This is a genomic window from Olsenella sp. DNF00959 (assembly GCF_001553055.1).
Classification (GTDB): domain Bacteria; phylum Actinomycetota; class Coriobacteriia; order Coriobacteriales; family Atopobiaceae; genus Olsenella_I; species Olsenella_I phocaeensis.
The window spans coordinates 529,078-545,020 of sequence record NZ_KQ960133.1; the positions used below are offsets into that span (position 1 = coordinate 529,078).

Annotated in this window: 12 protein-coding genes; 8 read left to right on the top strand and 4 right to left on the bottom strand. The window is 62.4% G+C overall.

The window, feature by feature from the left end:
* The first annotated feature begins 365 nt into the window (after positions 1-365).
* Complete coding sequence (locus HMPREF1868_RS09225; RefSeq protein ID WP_062531770.1) at positions 366-1,121, top strand: SDR family NAD(P)-dependent oxidoreductase; 756 nt, start codon at positions 366-368, stop codon at positions 1,119-1,121.
* A 90-nt stretch (positions 1,122-1,211) separates the two neighbouring features.
* A complete protein-coding gene (locus tag HMPREF1868_RS09230) occupies positions 1,212-2,207 on the top strand; it encodes a 2-keto-3-deoxygluconate permease (protein WP_062531771.1) in 996 nt (331 codons plus the stop codon).
* Positions 2,208-2,572: 365 nt separating this feature from the next.
* Here the strand turns inward: HMPREF1868_RS09230 and HMPREF1868_RS09235 are convergent, their stop codons facing one another.
* The 4 genes from HMPREF1868_RS09235 to HMPREF1868_RS09250 all read right to left on the bottom strand — a co-directional run bounded on the left by HMPREF1868_RS09235 (position 2,573) and on the right by HMPREF1868_RS09250 (position 6,822).
* Positions 2,573-3,619 carry an aldose epimerase family protein gene (locus tag HMPREF1868_RS09235; RefSeq protein ID WP_062531772.1) on the bottom strand — a complete coding sequence of 349 codons (1,047 nt, stop codon included), beginning with the start codon at positions 3,617-3,619 and terminating at the stop codon, positions 2,573-2,575.
* A gap of 289 nt (positions 3,620-3,908) precedes the next feature.
* Positions 3,909-4,265: a cupin domain-containing protein gene (locus HMPREF1868_RS09240; RefSeq protein ID WP_231782285.1), complete on the bottom strand. Its 357-nt coding sequence runs from the start codon at positions 4,263-4,265 to the stop codon at positions 3,909-3,911.
* 51 nt (positions 4,266-4,316) lie between these two features.
* Positions 4,317-5,888, bottom strand: coding sequence for an autoinducer-2 kinase (gene lsrK, locus HMPREF1868_RS09245; protein ID WP_369817535.1), 1,572 nt, complete (start codon positions 5,886-5,888; stop codon positions 4,317-4,319).
* Between the two features lie 19 nt (positions 5,889-5,907).
* Positions 5,908-6,822, bottom strand: coding sequence for a sugar-binding transcriptional regulator (locus HMPREF1868_RS09250; RefSeq protein WP_062531774.1), 915 nt, complete (start codon positions 6,820-6,822; stop codon positions 5,908-5,910).
* A gap of 424 nt (positions 6,823-7,246) precedes the next feature.
* Between HMPREF1868_RS09250 and HMPREF1868_RS09255 the strand changes: the two genes are divergently transcribed.
* The 6 genes from HMPREF1868_RS09255 (at position 7,247) to HMPREF1868_RS09280 (ending at position 15,877) form a co-directional block, all read left to right on the top strand.
* Positions 7,247-8,824 carry a sugar ABC transporter ATP-binding protein gene (locus tag HMPREF1868_RS09255; RefSeq protein ID WP_231782287.1) on the top strand — a complete coding sequence of 526 codons (1,578 nt, stop codon included), beginning with the start codon at positions 7,247-7,249 and terminating at the stop codon, positions 8,822-8,824.
* Positions 8,824-9,867: an ABC transporter permease gene (locus tag HMPREF1868_RS09260; RefSeq protein WP_062531775.1), complete on the top strand. Its 1,044-nt coding sequence runs from the start codon at positions 8,824-8,826 to the stop codon at positions 9,865-9,867. The genes HMPREF1868_RS09255 and HMPREF1868_RS09260 overlap by 1 nt, the downstream gene beginning before the upstream one ends.
* The gene (locus tag HMPREF1868_RS09265; protein ID WP_129583275.1) at positions 9,868-10,911 is read left to right on the top strand and encodes an ABC transporter permease; all 1,044 of its coding nucleotides are present in this window, start codon (positions 9,868-9,870) and stop codon (positions 10,909-10,911) included.
* 28 nt (positions 10,912-10,939) lie between these two features.
* Positions 10,940-12,064, top strand: coding sequence for a substrate-binding domain-containing protein (locus tag HMPREF1868_RS09270; RefSeq protein ID WP_062531776.1), 1,125 nt, complete (start codon positions 10,940-10,942; stop codon positions 12,062-12,064).
* 75 nt (positions 12,065-12,139) lie between these two features.
* A complete protein-coding gene (gene lsrF, locus HMPREF1868_RS09275; RefSeq protein WP_062531777.1) occupies positions 12,140-13,021 on the top strand; it encodes a 3-hydroxy-5-phosphonooxypentane-2,4-dione thiolase in 882 nt (293 codons plus the stop codon).
* Between the two features lie 345 nt (positions 13,022-13,366).
* Positions 13,367-15,877, top strand: a complete 2,511-nt coding sequence (locus HMPREF1868_RS09280) for a phosphoketolase (protein WP_062531778.1) — start codon at positions 13,367-13,369, stop codon at positions 15,875-15,877.
* The last annotated feature ends 66 nt before the right edge of the window (positions 15,878-15,943 follow it).

Sequence of the window (15,943 nt, forward strand, 5' to 3'; positions counted from 1 at the left end):
TTCTCGCCTGCTCAACTGGGCAAACGTGAGTGCTTCGGACGCGTTTGACGTATTTCTTGCTGAGAGACGCGCGTTTGACGTCGTGGGTGCTCGAAGCCATCCGTCATGATGTCGCGCGTCGCCGGCGTGTCTTGTGTAGGAAATGTGAACGAATGAATTATGCAGTGGCTCTCATAAAAGAATGCATGCGAATCGTGCTTGTCGAGAAGGACGCTGACCTTTGAGGACGAAGTAAAGGACCAGTAATCTGAATACAAATTTCGCATGAACAATATTCGATAGTTTACAAATCTGAATAAAATGCAGCCTCCAAAGGGTCCAAGCTCTCTGCGGCAAACAAGCTGCGACATGGAAGGGAGCAGGGCATGGCTTTTGACTTCACGGGCAAGACCGCGATCGTCACCGGCGGCACCCGCGGCATCGGCGCCGAGATCTGCAAGGGCATCGTCGAGGGTGGCGGCCACGTCGTTGTCATCGGGCTCAACGAGCAGCGCGGCAGGGAGTTCGTGGCGTCGCTGGGGGAGGGCAACCACTACTACCGGCTCGACGTGGGAGACCCCGCTGCGGTGCGCGCGACCGTCGCGCAGATTCTGGATGAGGTCCCGGGCATCAACATCCTGATCAATGACGCGGGCGTCATCTCGGCCAAGCCCTTCGAGGAGGTCGACGACGCGGAGTGGAAGCGCACCATCGACGTCAACCTCACGGGCACCTTCACCATGTGCAGCGCGATCTTCCCCTACTTCAAGGAGCACGGCGGCGGGCGTATCGTCAACGTCTCGTCCGTGGCCGGCAAGATCGGCGGGGGTCTGCTGGGCACCGCTGCCTACGCCTCGTCCAAGGCAGGCGTGAACGGTCTCACCAAGGCCATCGCCAAGGAGGGCGGCAAGTACGGCATCTCGTGCAACGCCGTCTGCCCCTCCTTCACCCTGACCAGCATGACCACCGCGCTCAGCGAGGACCCGGTCAAGCACGACAAGGTCATCTCGATCATCCCGCTGGGCCGTGCCGCCGAGCCTTCCGAGCCCGCGCAGATGGTGCTCTTCTTCGCGTCCGACCTCGCGAGCTTCGTCAACGGCGAGGTGGGGGACTGTGACGGAGGAATCGTGATGGACGGGTAAGCATCCGCGCACGTCACGTCGTACGACCAATTGGGGCCCGGCTCGGCCAGGGCCCCGAAGCATGCGCAGGCAAACCGAAGGGAAGCGCACATGTCCGAGGCAACAACCAAGGCGGAGAAGGGCGGCGGCTTCTTCAAGATGCTCGGCCGCATCCCCGGGGCCAACATCCTCGTGCCCCTGCTCCTCGCCTGCACCATCAACACCTTCTTCCCACAGGTCTTCGCCCTGGGGAGCTTCACCACGGCCATGACCACCGGAGGTACGGGCGCGCTCGTCGGCGCCTTCCTGGTCATGGTGGGCACCACAATCTCGTTCGAGTCAGCGCCGAAGGCCGCCGTCCGTGGCGCGATCATCATCGCGACCAAGGTCGTCTTCTGCGTGGCGCTGGCGCTCATCGTGCAGTTCGCTCTGGGCGACAACCTGCTGGGACTCTCGTCCATGGTCATCCTTGCCGCCTGCTCCGGCGCGAACAACTCGCTCTACGCGGGGCTCATGGGAGACTACGGCACCGAGGTCGAGCGTGGTGCCGTCGCCGTGACCACCCTGGTGGTCGGCCCTCCCGTCACCATGATCGTGCTGGGTGCCGCCGGGCAGGCGCCTTTGGGCTGGAGCCTTCTAGGTGCCGTGCTGCCCATCCTGCTGGGCATCGTGCTGGGCAACTGCTTCCCCAGCCTCAAGAAGACCCTCTCGGCCGGCCTTCCCGGCATCATCATCCTGACCTTCTTCGCGATGGGCTCCACGATGACCCTGAGCCAGATCGTGCAGGCGGGACTTCCCGGCATCCTGCTGGGCGTCATCTGCTCCGTGGGCGGCGCGCTCGTGACCGTCGCCGCCGACCGTGCGACGGGCGGTACCGGCGTGGCTGGCGCGGCCATCTCGAGCTGCGCGGGTGCCAACGTGGCCACCCCGGCGGCCATGGCCTCCGTCAGCGCCGAGCGCTTCGGCGGGGCCGTGCTGGCCACGGCGACGGCGCAGGTGGCGGCAGCCGCCATCGTGACGGCCATCCTGACACCGCTCATCACGGCTTACGTGTACAAGCGCTACCACGTGGAGGACGCAGCGGAGCAGCAGCCCGCGACGGCGTAGGCGGGCGACTCTCGCCTGGCGCCACGTGCGCTTTGTCTCGCGATGGCGTCCAACGCGTGCAGCCTGCAGCCGAGTACGTCCGATGCGTCCGAATGCCCGCCGGGTACGTCCGATGCGTCCGAATGCCCGCCGAGTACGTCCAACGCGTCTGAATTTCCGCCGAGTACGTCCAACGCGTCTGAGAGCCTCACGTTTGCCCAGTTGGCGGTGAGCTCAAAGACGCGTTGGACGTTTTCGCGTTTGTATCGCACGCGTTGGACGCTTTCGAGCGCGAGGCGGACGCGTCGGACGCGCTCGTGCACGGGCGGAGCGCGGCATGCGCACGGGTGGCGCATGCGATGAGGGAGCTTGCGGCGCTGGCGGCCCTAGCGTTCGGCGTGCCCGAAGGCGAAGACCGTGCGCGAGACGAAGGGGTGTCCCGGCGCGTAGACCGGCTGGGGGAAGTTCTTGTGGTGGATGGCGTCGGGGAAGAACTGGGTCTCGAGGGCGACGCCGTCGAAGCGGCCATGATGCACGCCGCCCTTGCCCAGGGCGTCGAGCCCGCCTGCGGTGTAGAGCTGCAGGCCCGGGGCATCGGTCCAGACGTCCATCCAGATTCCGCTCTGGTCACCCGTGAGGCGGGCGACCCTCTCCACCCTCTCGTCGTTCTTCAGGACGAAGTTGGTGTCATAGCCTCCGGGAACGAGCCATATGTCGCGACCCAGCGCCTTCGCGCTGCGGAAGTCGTACGGGGTGCCCGTGACGTCGGCGAGCTCTCCGGTGGGGATGAGCCGGGCGTCGGAGGGGGTGTAGCGGTCGCAGTCGAGCCAGAGCTCGTGCGAGAGGACAGAGCCGGCGGCATGGCCGTTGAGGTTCCAGTAGGCATGGCAGGTCAGGTTGACGATGGTGGTGGCTGAGGGCGTGGCCTCGAAGCTCAGCTCGAGGCGGTCGTCCTCGAAGAGGCGGTAGGTGAGAAAGACGTCGAGCGCACCGGGGAATCCCTGGTCGCCCGGCCTGCTCAGGAGGTTGAGCGTGAGCTGGCAGCTGCCGTCCCCGTTCTGGCGCGGGCCGTCGGCGAGCTTCCAGAGGCGCTCGAACCAGAAGCGCGGGCCCGAGTGCAGGCTGTTGGGGCCGTCGTTTGCCGCGAGGTGGTAGGTCGTGCCGGCCAGCTCGAAGCTCGCGCCGGCGATGCGGTTGGCGTTTCTGCCCACGATGGCCCCGAAGTCTGCGCCGTTGTGCAGGTAGCCGGGCGCGCCGTCGTAACCCAGGGTCACATCGACGAAGCTGCCCCTCCCGTCGGGGACGACGACCGCCTGCAGGCAGGCGCCGAGGTCCGTGACGCAGGCGCGCATGCCCGAGGAGTTCTGAAGCTCGTACAGGTGGACCTCCCGGCCATCCTCGCAGTGGCCAAACGGTCTGGTGGCAACCGGCATAGGAGCTCCTCTCCCCAAGGAATGAGCATGAGCGGGTAGGCCCGCTGACCCGTAGGCTAGCGCGAACGGGAGGGTCCGCGTCCGTGGTTGGTGGGGTTTTCGGCGGGGCAGCACGGGCTGTCGGCGGGGGAGAGGCGCGCCCGCCGACACTATGTCCCTTTCCAATTGGCGAGGAGACGGGACTTCGCCAAGGCCGTGCGAACGAGAGCATGGGACCAAACACAGGCCAGGGGCCCTCCGCTCAGTCTGGAAGGTCCCCTGGAGGTCATATTCTGACGTCACTTGATCCCTAGTACACAGGGTTCTCTGTCTCGACCTTGTCGGATTCCTGGAAGGGAGCAAGGGTCGAAACCATCTTTACAGCCTGGTCATAAGGGTTTCGCACGTAGTGGACCTCGCTGGGCTCGATGTGGATGAAGTCGCCTTCGGACAGCGTGTGCACAACGCCGTCAATCACGATGTCCACCTTGCCAGTGAGGATATAGAAGTTCTCTTCCATCACGTTGTGGAAGTGAGCCTGGAAATCCTGGCCGGGCTGGAACTGCACGAGGGCATAGTTCATGCGAGGGCCCTTCATGAGGTACTTGGGTCCAGAGTCGCCGAAGCGATACTCGAAGTCGTTCTCGTTGACGATAAACATGCGCATGGTCCCTTCCGAAACGTCGTGATGGCATGTGATGGAGTCCGTGCTTTGGCCCTAGATGCCCGGCGCGCTCCACATTCCCTTGGTGATGCCCTGCTCGCTGAGGCGCAGCTGCTCTGCATAGAGCTTGCGCCAATTGGCGTAAAGCTCGTCATAGACGGTACGGTTCTCTTGGTTGGGCGTATAGCTCCGATCCCACTTGACCACCTGGTGGGCGCCGTCGGCGATGCTGGGATAGATGCCCACGCCATATCCGGCGAGCACTGCGGCACCCAGCGCTGTTGCCTCCTTCACCCGAGGTACCTTCACCACCTTGTTGCAGACGTCAGCCACGATCTGCGCCCAGAGTGGGCTCTTCGAGGCGCCGCCTGCAAAGATGAGCTCGTCTGGCTCGTTGCCCGTTGCCTCGCGCACCAGGTCGATGTGTCCGCGCACGAGGAGCGCGGTGTTCTCGAGTATGGCGCGATAGAAGCAGTACTTGTCGAAGCGCTCTGGGTCGAGCTCGAAGTTGGTGAAGGTAGGGCTGGCATGAGTCCAGTGGATGAAGTTCATTACGTCGCTGAAGCAGCAGAGCATGCCATAGCTACCCGCAGGAACCTTCTCGGCCCTCTCGTTCATGAGGTCGTAGGCGTCCTTGCCGAGCGTCGCCGCCTCAGCCTTCTCCGCCTGGCAGAAGCCATCGCGATACCAGCGCATCACCAGGCCGGGCTTGAATGCCAGCGCCTCGTACTGCCATACCTTTGGGATGGCATGGCAGTTGACGCGCACGCGACAGTCGGGATCGGTCGTGGCGCTGGCAGTGTTGAACTCGTACTGCCAGAAGCTTCCGCCAAAGACCCCGGCCTGTCCCGGCTCGCAGGCGTCTATGCCGATCATGCCTAGCTGGCAGTCTCCGCCACCCACTATCACGGGCGTCCCCTCGGCGAGGCCAGTCTGCTCGGAACCCCAGGCGCTTACCTCCCCCGCGCGCGAGCCACACTCGAGCACCTTGCCGAAGATGTCAGTCTTGAGACCGCAGCGCTCGGCAATCGACGGATCCCAGTCCCGCCTCTCTAGGCTCATCATTCCCGTGGTGCTGCCATTGCTGGGCTCCACCGCGAGGACTCCAGTGAGCTTGTATATGAGCCAGTCGTTGAACATACCCACGCGCGCACAGCGCTCGTAGACCTCGGGCATCTTGTTCTTTACCCAGAGTAGGCGAGGGAGCGCTCCGAGCGCATAGGTCTGGCCACTCTCGCGATAGATCTCGCGCTCGAGCTCGGGGTTCATTCTGATGAGCTCGCCCACCTCGTCGTTGCTGCGGGCGTCGACGTTGGCACAGGCCCAGATCTCTTGGCCCTGGTCGTCGTAGAGGACGATCCCCTCGCGCATGCAGGTGGTTGAAATGGCAGCGATGCTGCTGGGGTCGACCTTGGAGTCGGACAGGACCCCCTTCACGCAGTTGCGAGCGAGGTCCCAGCCCCCAACCCAGTCGAAGTCCATGCTACCTGGCCAGCGGGGGTCCTCATGGTGCTCCCACTCTCGTTGGGCGACGGCAACCTGCTCGCCCGCAGTCGAGAACAACACAGCGCGTATGCTGCCTGTTCCCGCGTCCAACGCCAATAGATACCTTTCCATTGTCACCATCCCCTAATTCGTGCGACCGTCAGTTCCCGAGCAGTCCCAGTGCCGTCTTCTCGTCCGTTATGAGCACGTTGAGGTAGTCGTGTGCCAGCGCCGCACGCAGCACGGCCACCTTCTCGGCACCACCGGCAACTCCCACGACGTTTTTCATGGCACAGAGGCTTTCCAGGCTCGTGCTCACGGACCTGCTGTCGATGCTGGTGGGGATGACCTCGCCCTTGCTGTCAATGAAGTGGTTGAGGATGTCACCCACGCACCCCTCCATCCGCAGGAGTGCAAGGTCGTTTGCGTTGATGATCCCATTTCGCATGATGGTGGCGTTCTCCGTGAGGGCGCCCATGCTCATGACCGTCATGTCGGCCAGCTCCGTCATGCGGCTGATGCCCTGGATGGTCGGCTCCCTCATGAGCGCCTCCTTGAGCTCGACTGACGAGAGAATGAGAGGCGTGGGGGTTAGGTAGAGCTTCATGTTGAGGGAGCCCAGGGGAACTTTGGGCAGGTAGAAGCTTACGCCTCCCGTCAGGCTGACTACGCTGAAGTCCTTTCGGCCACTGTTTGCGAGGTGGCTGAGGGTCAGCCCCATCGTGTCGCCGTAGCCGATGTTCAGGTAGCCGCCTGGCTTGAGGTGGTAGGTGATGTACATGGCCGCGGCACGCGCGATGCTGTCAAGAAGCGCGGACTGGTCTACCGGCGTGGGCACGACCATGGCGTCGTCCAGCCCGAACGTCTTGACCAGGTTTCTCTCGGTGCTCATGCGCGCGTTGTCGTCCTCGCGGAAGTTGAACCGTATGATGCCGTTCTGCCGCGCGTCGTCCAAAAGGCGAATCACCTTCGCGCGAGAAATACCCATGAGGGACGAGATTTCTTGCTGCGTATAGCTCTCCATGTAGTAGTACCAAGCGGCCTTGAGCGTGAGAGAGTACTCGACTTCCGACAAGACATTCGCCTCCTTGCGATGAGCTGTAGAACAAATGTCCATATATCAGACAGGAGTTCGAAAACAGATATACAGCCATGCTAGCGATAAGTCAATTTCGACTTGTTCGAGCGGAGGGATCGGTCGGCTGGGACCGATGCGAAGATAAAGATTAAATAAGCAGTTAATAAGATGGTTAGATTCACTTCGACCAGATTGGGGCAGTTCATCCGGAGTGGAGGCGACATGTAACTCACCTAGTTCACAAACCGTACTCAAGGTTGGAACAAACGTCACAAGTAGAAACAATTTGCCATTCATTGGCACTTTTCTACCGCTCATGTTCCGGTCAGTGGCCCGTGCGCCAAGCGGGTTTTATCGTCCAGATAAAGGGATGGACCCCCCCAGGGGCTCGTCTCTCTTACCACTAGGGAAGGGAGGCCACGTGGAAGCTGCCGACAGTCAGAACGGCACCGTAGGGCGGGATGAAGCGAGAGTTAGCTACCAGGTTCCCAACACGCTGCTCTCGGTGCAGAACATCTACAAGTCCTTCGGCTCCAACGAAGTTCTGAAGGGCATCAGCCTCGATCTCTGCGAAAGCCAGGTGCTCGCTCTTATTGGAGGCAACGGAGCGGGCAAGTCCACGCTGATGAAGATCATCATGGGGATTTACTCTGCTGACAGCGGAGAAATCACCATTGCGGGCAAGAAGGTCGACATCTCCAACCCCAAGGCAGCGTTGGAGCACAGCATCTACATGGTGCCTCAGGAGCCCATGCTCTTTCCCAACATGACCGTGCGCGAGAACGTCGTCATCGGCTTTGACGAGGGAGCTTCCGAGCTGGAGAGCCGTCTGAAGTCCGTCATGGCGGAAATCGGATGGTCTCTTGACCTTGATTGCAAGGCATCCACGCTCTCCATCGCCGAGCAGGGCATGGTCGAGATCCTGCGTGGCCTCATGCGCAATCCCAAGGTGCTCATCTTGGACGAGCCCACCTCTGCCCTCACCTTTGACGAGGTCCAAAGCCTCCTTGCCTGTGTCGAGGAACTTCAGAAGAAGGGCATTGGCATCATCTATATCACCCACCGCCTTTCCGAGGTCTTTGAGATCGGTACGACGGTGGCGATTCTGCGTGACGGCATCGTGACCACACAGGGAAACGTATTCGAGTTCACCCGGGACGACCTGGTGCGCGGTCTGCTTCCGGAAGACGCGAGCGTGGATGGTGCGACGACCGGGGACAGCGCATGCGAGATCGACTATTCCCAGGAGCCCGTTCTTAGGGTGCGGGACTTTTCGGGCTATGGCTTCTCGGACGTCAGCTTCGACATCTATCCCGGAGAGATCGTGGGCTTGGCAGGCGTCGTTGGTGCCGGGCGCACGGAGATGGCGACCACGATCTTCGGCAGGGACAAGGTGCTCGGCGGGAGCGTGACGCTCAACGGGCAGGACATTACCGGCCGCAAGACGCGCCAGGTCATCTCGATGGGACTTAACTACGTTCCTGAGGACCGCTTCAACGATGGTCTCTACCGCATTCGCGGTGTTGCCGAAAACACGACCAGCGCCCTACTCTCCAGTAGCCGGATGGGCAGGTTCTTTCTCAACTCCAAGGAAGAGGAGAGGGTCTCGCAGAGCTACGTGGACCGCTTCCGCACCAAGGTGACCGGACTCGACCAGGAGGTGGGAGGTCTCTCTGGCGGCAACCAGCAGAAGACCGTCATAGGGCGGGCATTCTCCACGTCGCCCAAGGTGGTCATCCTCGACGAGCCCACCCGCGGCATTGATGCTGCGGCCCGTGGTGACGTCTATGCGGTGCTGCAGGAGCTCAGGGACACGGGGGTGTCCATCCTCCTCATCTCTTCCGACATGGAAGAGATCGTGGAGCTCTCGGATCGCGCGCTGGTCATGTACCAGGGACGCATCGTTCAGGAGTTCGGCAAGGACCAGATCGTTCAGGAGAACCTGACCGCTGCTGCGTTTGGCGTGTATCAGGCTGACGCAAAGGCGGTGACCGACTAATGGGACGCATCAAGAACCTCCTTCATGCGCGGAGCATGAGCAGCTTCGCGTTCCTGGTCATCCTCTTCTTGGTGGTCGGCCTCATCAACCCGGCGTTCCTGACCCCCTCCAACATCTCGGCCTGCTTCAACACCTCGGTGGTGTACACGCTGGTTGCCGTGGGAATGGCCTTCACGCTATTCATTGGCGAGATCGATGTCTCGGTCGGCGCCAACCTCGGCCTGGTCGCCGCTGTTGTCGGCAGCATGTTGCGAGATGGCCAGTCCATGGGCCTGGCCATCATCGTCGGGGTCGTGATTGGTGCCATGATCGGACTCATCAATGCCTGGGGCGTGGCCGTCATGAAGGCTCCGTCGCTCATCTTCACCTTGGGCGTGAATGGCGTTCTTCGCGGAATCGTTTACGTCTACACCAATGGTGCCTGGGTGGAGAACCTTCCCAAGGGGTTCAAGGACTTCTCTTCCGTGACTGCCGTGGGCGATCTGACGGTCTACTACTGCGCCACCATCGTGCTGGTGGCCGTTATTCAGCTCCTTCTTGTCAGGACTAAGCGCGGTCGCTACTTTCACGCCGTGGGCGACAACGCCCAGGGCGCCACGCTCGTGGGCCTGCCCACCCGCACCACCAAGATCCTGGCCTATGTCATTTGCGGAGTCATGGCGGCAATCGGAGGCATCATCTTCTGCAGCCGCATCGGCTTCGTCACCCCCGCCAGCGGCAACGGCTACGAGATGAAGGCCATCGCCGCCTGCGTGCTCGGCGGCATCAGCCTCCTGGGTGGCGTGGGGTCCGTCGTGGGGTCCGCCATCGGCGCTGTCATCATGGCCTCGATCAGCTACCTGCTGGTCTTCATGGGCTTCTCGTCCAACTACGACAACGCCATCACCGGCATCATCCTCATCGTGATCGTCGTGGTTGACGCCCTCCTGCAGCGTCGTGCCATCGTCAAGAACCGCCACGCGCGCCTTGCCGCCCGTGTCTCCTCTGGCACTGAAGTGGCTGCCGCTGCAATGGAGAAGGCCCAGGAAGGAGGCGAGGCGTAGATGACGCGTATCAAGCAGCTTCTCACCAAGGGCCAGGCAAGTTGGAACCTCATTCTCATTGGCCTGCTCGTACTCGAGTTTGTTGTGTTCGGCGCTGCCAACCCCAAGTTCCTGCGTCCGGCGCTGCTGTTCACCAGCATCAATGACAACCTGCCCGTGTTCATGATTGCCCTGTTCGTCACCCTTGTCATGGTCACGGGGGGCATCGACATCCAGGTTGCGTCCCTCGTGGGACTTACGTCTATCACCATCGGCGTCGCCTGGCAGGACTTTGGCTTCTCGATTTGGGCTGCGGTCGCCTTGGCAGTGCTTATCTGCATTGCCTGCGGCGCATTCTCAGGCTTCCTGATTGCGTACTGCGGGGTTCAGGCCATGGTGGTCACGCTGGGCGGCAGCTTCCTCTATTCGGGAATCGCACTTCTCATCTCCACCCTCTCCAGCACCGAGAGCTACCAGGGCATCGGTGGTTTCCCCGAAGAGTTCAAGTTCATCGCCAGCTACCAGGTATTTGGAGCCATCCCCTTCCAGCTGCTCATCTATGTCGCCATGTTCGCAATAGCCTTCATCCTGCTCCATAAGACCAAGTATGGTCGCAAGGTGATTCTCACTGGCGTCAATGCCCAGGCAGCCGAGTTCTCTGGCATCAACAGCAGGCTTGTGATCATGTCCACCTATGTCCTGAGCGCCGTCGCGGCTGCCATCGCGGGCATCGTGCTCACCGCATATCTCGGCACGGCCAAGTCCGACCTGGGCGGAAGCCTCACCATGGACATCATCACCGCGGTCGTGTTGGGTGGCACCCTCTCGACGGGCGGCAAGGGCTCGATCATCGGCACCGCGCTCGCCTCATTTGCCATCGCGTTTCTCAAGTTTGGGCTTCCCCTTTGCTTCAAGGTGGGCACCCAGTACCTGAACATACCCGTTGGAATCTTGCTCGTCGCGGTCATCGTTGGGCGTTCTGCGGCTAGTAGCACGGGCTACCTGTCCATGCTACGGACGCTGGTTTCAAGCAAGGTGGGCAATGGCCCCAAGGTCAAGGCCTAGGCAGGCCAGGAAAGATGGAGGTTGCGCTATGAAGAACGTATCTCGTCGTAGTTTCCTGAAGGTAATGGGCTTTTCGGCAACTGTCGCTGGACTTGGACTCGCTGGCTGCGGCAGCCAGAGCTCCGACACATCCTCGGGAGGGAGTGAAGCCGCTACCACTGGTGACATCAAGGGCAAGACCGTCGCGTTCATCCCCAAGGTGACCGGCAACGCATTCTTCGAGTCCGCGAACAACGGCGCCCAGGAGAAGGCAAAGGACTGGGGGATCACCGTCGACTACATCGGCGACGCGACCGCCTCGGTGTCCGCTCAGGTCTCTGTCATCAACCAGGCGGTCGCAAATGGCGTTGACGCCATCTGCATCTCGACGGTTGACGCCGGCGGCGTCTCCGACGCCCTCAAGAAGGCGACGGATGCCGGCATCGTCGTCACCACCTGGGACTCCGACGCCAATCCCGAGGACCGCACCCTCATGGTTTCCCAGGGTACGCCCGAGATTCTGGGGCAGATGCTGATTGACATGTCTGTCGACGGCCTCAAGCAGCGTGGCAAGGATCCCGAGAAGGACGAGATCACCTACGTCTGGCACTACTCGCAGGCCACCGTCACCGACCAGAACTCCTGGCAGGTCGCCGCAGAGAAGACCATCAAGGAGAAGTACCCCAACTGGAAGAACGTCCACGAGAACTACTACTCGAACCAGGACGCCGAGCAGGCGATCACCATCGGCGAGGCCGTGCTCGATGCCTTCCCCCAGATTGACCTGATCATCTGCAACGACTCCACCGCGCTTCCTGGCCAGCTTCAGGCCGCCGAGAACAAGGGCTACGACCAGTCTAAGATCACCATCACGGGCTTCGCATCGCCTATGTCCATCAAGTCGTACTGCGAGCACGGGACCATCTACAACTGGGGCCTCTGGGATTGCGGCGTCCAGGGTGCCATGGGCTGCTATGTGGCTGCGTACCTCGCTGCGGGCAACGAGGCCAAGGTGGGGGACAACATCGACATTCCCGGAATCGGAAAGGTCGAGGTCGAGTCCAACGACAGCATCGCCGAGGGAGCCAAGACGGCCGACAAGAACAACGGCGTTGTGCTGCTCCCGGAGCGTCTGGTCTTCACGAAGGAGAACATGAACGACTACTCCTTCTAGGCAAGGGCAATCGATGGGGCGATGCCGAAGCGCTGTGCTCGGCATCGCCCCACGCCACTATGAGAAAGGAAAACCATGGCAGATTTGGACGGGCTCAAGGTCGCTAAGGACTATCACGTGGACGTGCCCTTCGCGAACAACGAGGGCTTCTATGTCAAGGGGGCCAACAACCTTGACTGGGGCATGAAGAAGCACCTCTCCAACATCTTCGACGCAAAGAGCGGCAACACTGTCATGCTCGCCTTCGACCACGGCTATTTCATGGGCTCCACCGCCGGGCTCGAGCGTCTTGACCTCCTCCTGCCCAAGCTCGCTCCCTATGTCGACGTGTTCATGGGCACGCGCGGAGCCATCCGCAGCTGCGTCGCTCCCGAGTCGACCAAGGGCATCGCCCTGCGCGTGAGCTCCGGCTCTTCCATGCTGCAGGCAGACCTCAGCCATGAGGTGGTCGCCGTCGACATCGAGGACGCCATTCGCATGAACGCCGACTGCATGGCCACTCAGGTCTTCATTGGCGGGGACGGGCAGCTCTCCAGCATCGACAACCTCAGCCGAGTCATCAACGCCGGCATGCGCTACAGCGTTCCCACCCTCGGCGTCTGCGCCGTGGGCAAGGACATGGAGCGCACGGGTCGCTACTTCAAGCTCGCCACGCGCATCATTGCAGAGATGGGCTGCCAGCTCGTGAAGACCTACGACTGCGAGGACTTCGAGGAGGTCGTCGCCGCGTGCCCCGTGCCCATTGTTGTCGCGGGAGGAAAGAAGGTCCCCGAGCGCGACGCACTGCACATGGCCTACAGCGTCATCCAGAAGGGCGCCCACGGAGTCGACATGGGTCGTAACATCTTCCAGAGCACCCATCCCGTGGAAATGACGCAGGCAGTCCGCATGATCGTGCACGAGGGCGCCACCGACTCCGAGGCCTGGGAGTTCTTCCAGGACGTCACCGAGCACTAGCGCAAACGAATACGTCCCTCTCTTCGGGGTGTCTTCCCTTTCCACCCCATGCCGCCGCGGGCACTCCACGCCCCGCGGCGGCTTTTTTATTTAGATGGTTTGGCCAGAGCAAAATTCGCCGCTGGCGACCCGCTTGGAAGCGGGGGAGAGGCGCGCCCACTGGTACTAAACGCGCTATTCCATGTTTAGCAAAATTTAGCCAGCAGCAATCGGCCAGTGGTCAAAATGAGGGGACGATTATCCACCCGTAGGCTAAAATGGACGAAGCATATTGGCGTTCTTCGCTTTTTCGCCGTGTTTATGCGCAAACGTGTCACCTGGACGTTCGGATGAAGGGAAGTCCGCATGGCAGAAGATTTGGGTACCCCCTGGAAGAAGCTCGATGCCCCCGTCGCCGAGGAGGAGGTGGCCTGGGTCGACAAGTACTGGCGTGCCGCCAACTACATGTCCGTCGGCCAGATCTACCTGCGCAGCAACCCCCTCATGCGCGACGACTTCGTGGACGAGAAGAGCGGCCAGCCCCGCGACTTCGGCCGCGCCGACGTCAAGCATCGCCTCGTGGGCCACTGGGGAACCACCCCGGGTCTCAACTTCCTGATGGGCCACGTCAACCGCTTCATCCACGACCACGGCCAGAACGTCGTGTTCTTCATGGGGCCGGGCCACGGCGGACCCGCCGGCACCTCCCAGTCCCTGCTCGACGGGACCTACCGCGAATACTACCCCCAGATCACGGACGACGAGGCCGGCCTGCAGCGCTTCTTCCGCCAGTTCAGCTACCCCGGCGGCATCCCCAGCCACTTCGCGCCCGAGACCCCTGGCTCCATCCACGAGGGCGGCGAGCTGGGCTACACCCTGAGCCACGCCTATGGTGCGGTCCTCAACAACCCCAGCCTCCTCGCCTTCGCCGTCGTGGGTGACGGCGAGGCCGAGACCGGTCCCCTTGCCACCTCCTGGCAGACCAACAAGCTGGTCAACCCCCTCACCGACGGCATCGTCCTGCCCGTCCTGCACCTCAACGGCTACAAGATCGCCAACCCCACGATCCTCGCCCGCATCTCTGACGAGGAGCGCAACGAGTTCTTCCGCGGTATGGGCTACCACCCCTACACCTTCGTCGCCGGCTTCGACGACGAGCCGCCGATCTCGATTCACCGTCGCTTCGCCGCCCTGCTCGAGCAGGTCTTCAACGAGATCTGCGACATCAAGTGGCGTGCCCTCGCCGGCGAGACCGAGCGTCCCGCGTACCCCATGATCGTCTTCAAGACCCCCAAGGGCTGGACCTGCCCCAAGTACATCGACGGCAAGAAGACCCAGGACAGCTGGCGTGCGCACCAGGTGCCCCTGGTGTCCGCCAAGGACACGCACGAGCACTTCCGCGTGCTGCGCAGCTGGCTGCGCTCCTACAAGCCCGAGGAGCTCTGGAACGAGGACGGCAGCCTGCGTCCCGAGGTGACCGAGTTCATGCCCGAGGGCGAGCTGCGCCTGGGCGCCAACCCCAACGCCAACGGTGGCCTGGTGCGCGAGGAGCTCGAGCTCCCCGACATCCACGACTACGAGATTCCCGTGGCGGAGAAGGGCCATGGCTTCGGCACCACCGAGGCGTCGCGTGTCTTCGGCGACTACACCCGTGACGTCATGAAGCTCAACCTCACCAAGTTCCGCGTCTTCGGCCCCGACGAGACGGCCTCGAACCGCCTGCAGGCCGCCTACTCGCTGACCGACAAGCAGTGGGACGCCGGCTTCAACGCCGACCCCGAGAACGACGTCCACATGAGCTCCGTGGGCTCCGTCATCGAGCAGCTCTCCGAGCACCAGTGCGAGGGCCTTCTCGAGGGCTTCCTGCTCACCGGTCGCCACGGCGTCTGGTCGAGCTACGAGAGCTTCATCCATGTCGTCGACTCCATGGTGAACCAGCACGCCAAGTGGCTCGAGGCCACCGTGCGCCACATTCCCTGGCGCGCGCCCATCGCCTCGCTCAACATCCTGCTCACTAGCCATGTCTGGCGCCAGGACCACAACGGCTTCTCCCACCAGGACCCCGGCTTCGTGGACGTCCTCCTCAACAAGAACTTCCACAACGACCACGTGGTCGAGGCCTACTATCCCGCCGACGCCAACATGCTGCTGGCCGTGGGCGAGGAGGCCTACAAGTCCACCAACAAGATCAACGCGATCTTCGCGGGCAAGCAGCCCTCGCCGACCTTCCAGACCATCGACGAGGCCAAGGCCGAGCTGGCCGAGGGCGTGGCTGAGTGGGAGTGGGCCGGCAACGTCAAGAAGGGCGAGAAGGCCGACATCGTCCTCGCCTGCTGCGGCGACGTGCCCACCCTCGAGCTCCTCGCGGCGTCCGACGCCCTGCAGGACATGGGCCTCAAGGTCAAGTTCGTCAACGTGGTCAAGCTGCTGAGCATCCAGAACGCGGGCGAGAACGACGCCGCCATCAGCGACGAGCGCTTCTCCGAGCTCTTCGGCACCGACGTTCCCGTGCTCTTCGCCTACCATGCCTACGCGCACACCATCCACGGCCTGATCTTCGACCGTCCGGGCCACGACAACTTCCACGTGCACGGCTACATGGAGGAGGGCTCTACCACCACGCCCTACGACATGCTTCGCCTCAACGAGATGGACCGCTGGGCGCTCGCGTCCCACGCGCTCGAGCTCGTGGACGCCGAGAAGTACGCCGAGAAGATCGCCGAGTGGCGCGCCTTCCGCGACGAGGCCTTCCAGTTCGCCTGCGACAACGGCTACGACCACCCGCGCTTCACCGAGTGGGTCTGGCGTGACGTCGTGGGCCACCAGGACAACAGTGCCGCTGCCATGTCCTCGACCGGCGGCGACAACGACGAGTAGCGCCTACTTCGTCGAGCTCGCCCTCTAGGCGAGAGTGACACAGCGTCCGCTCCGGGGGCCGCTTCC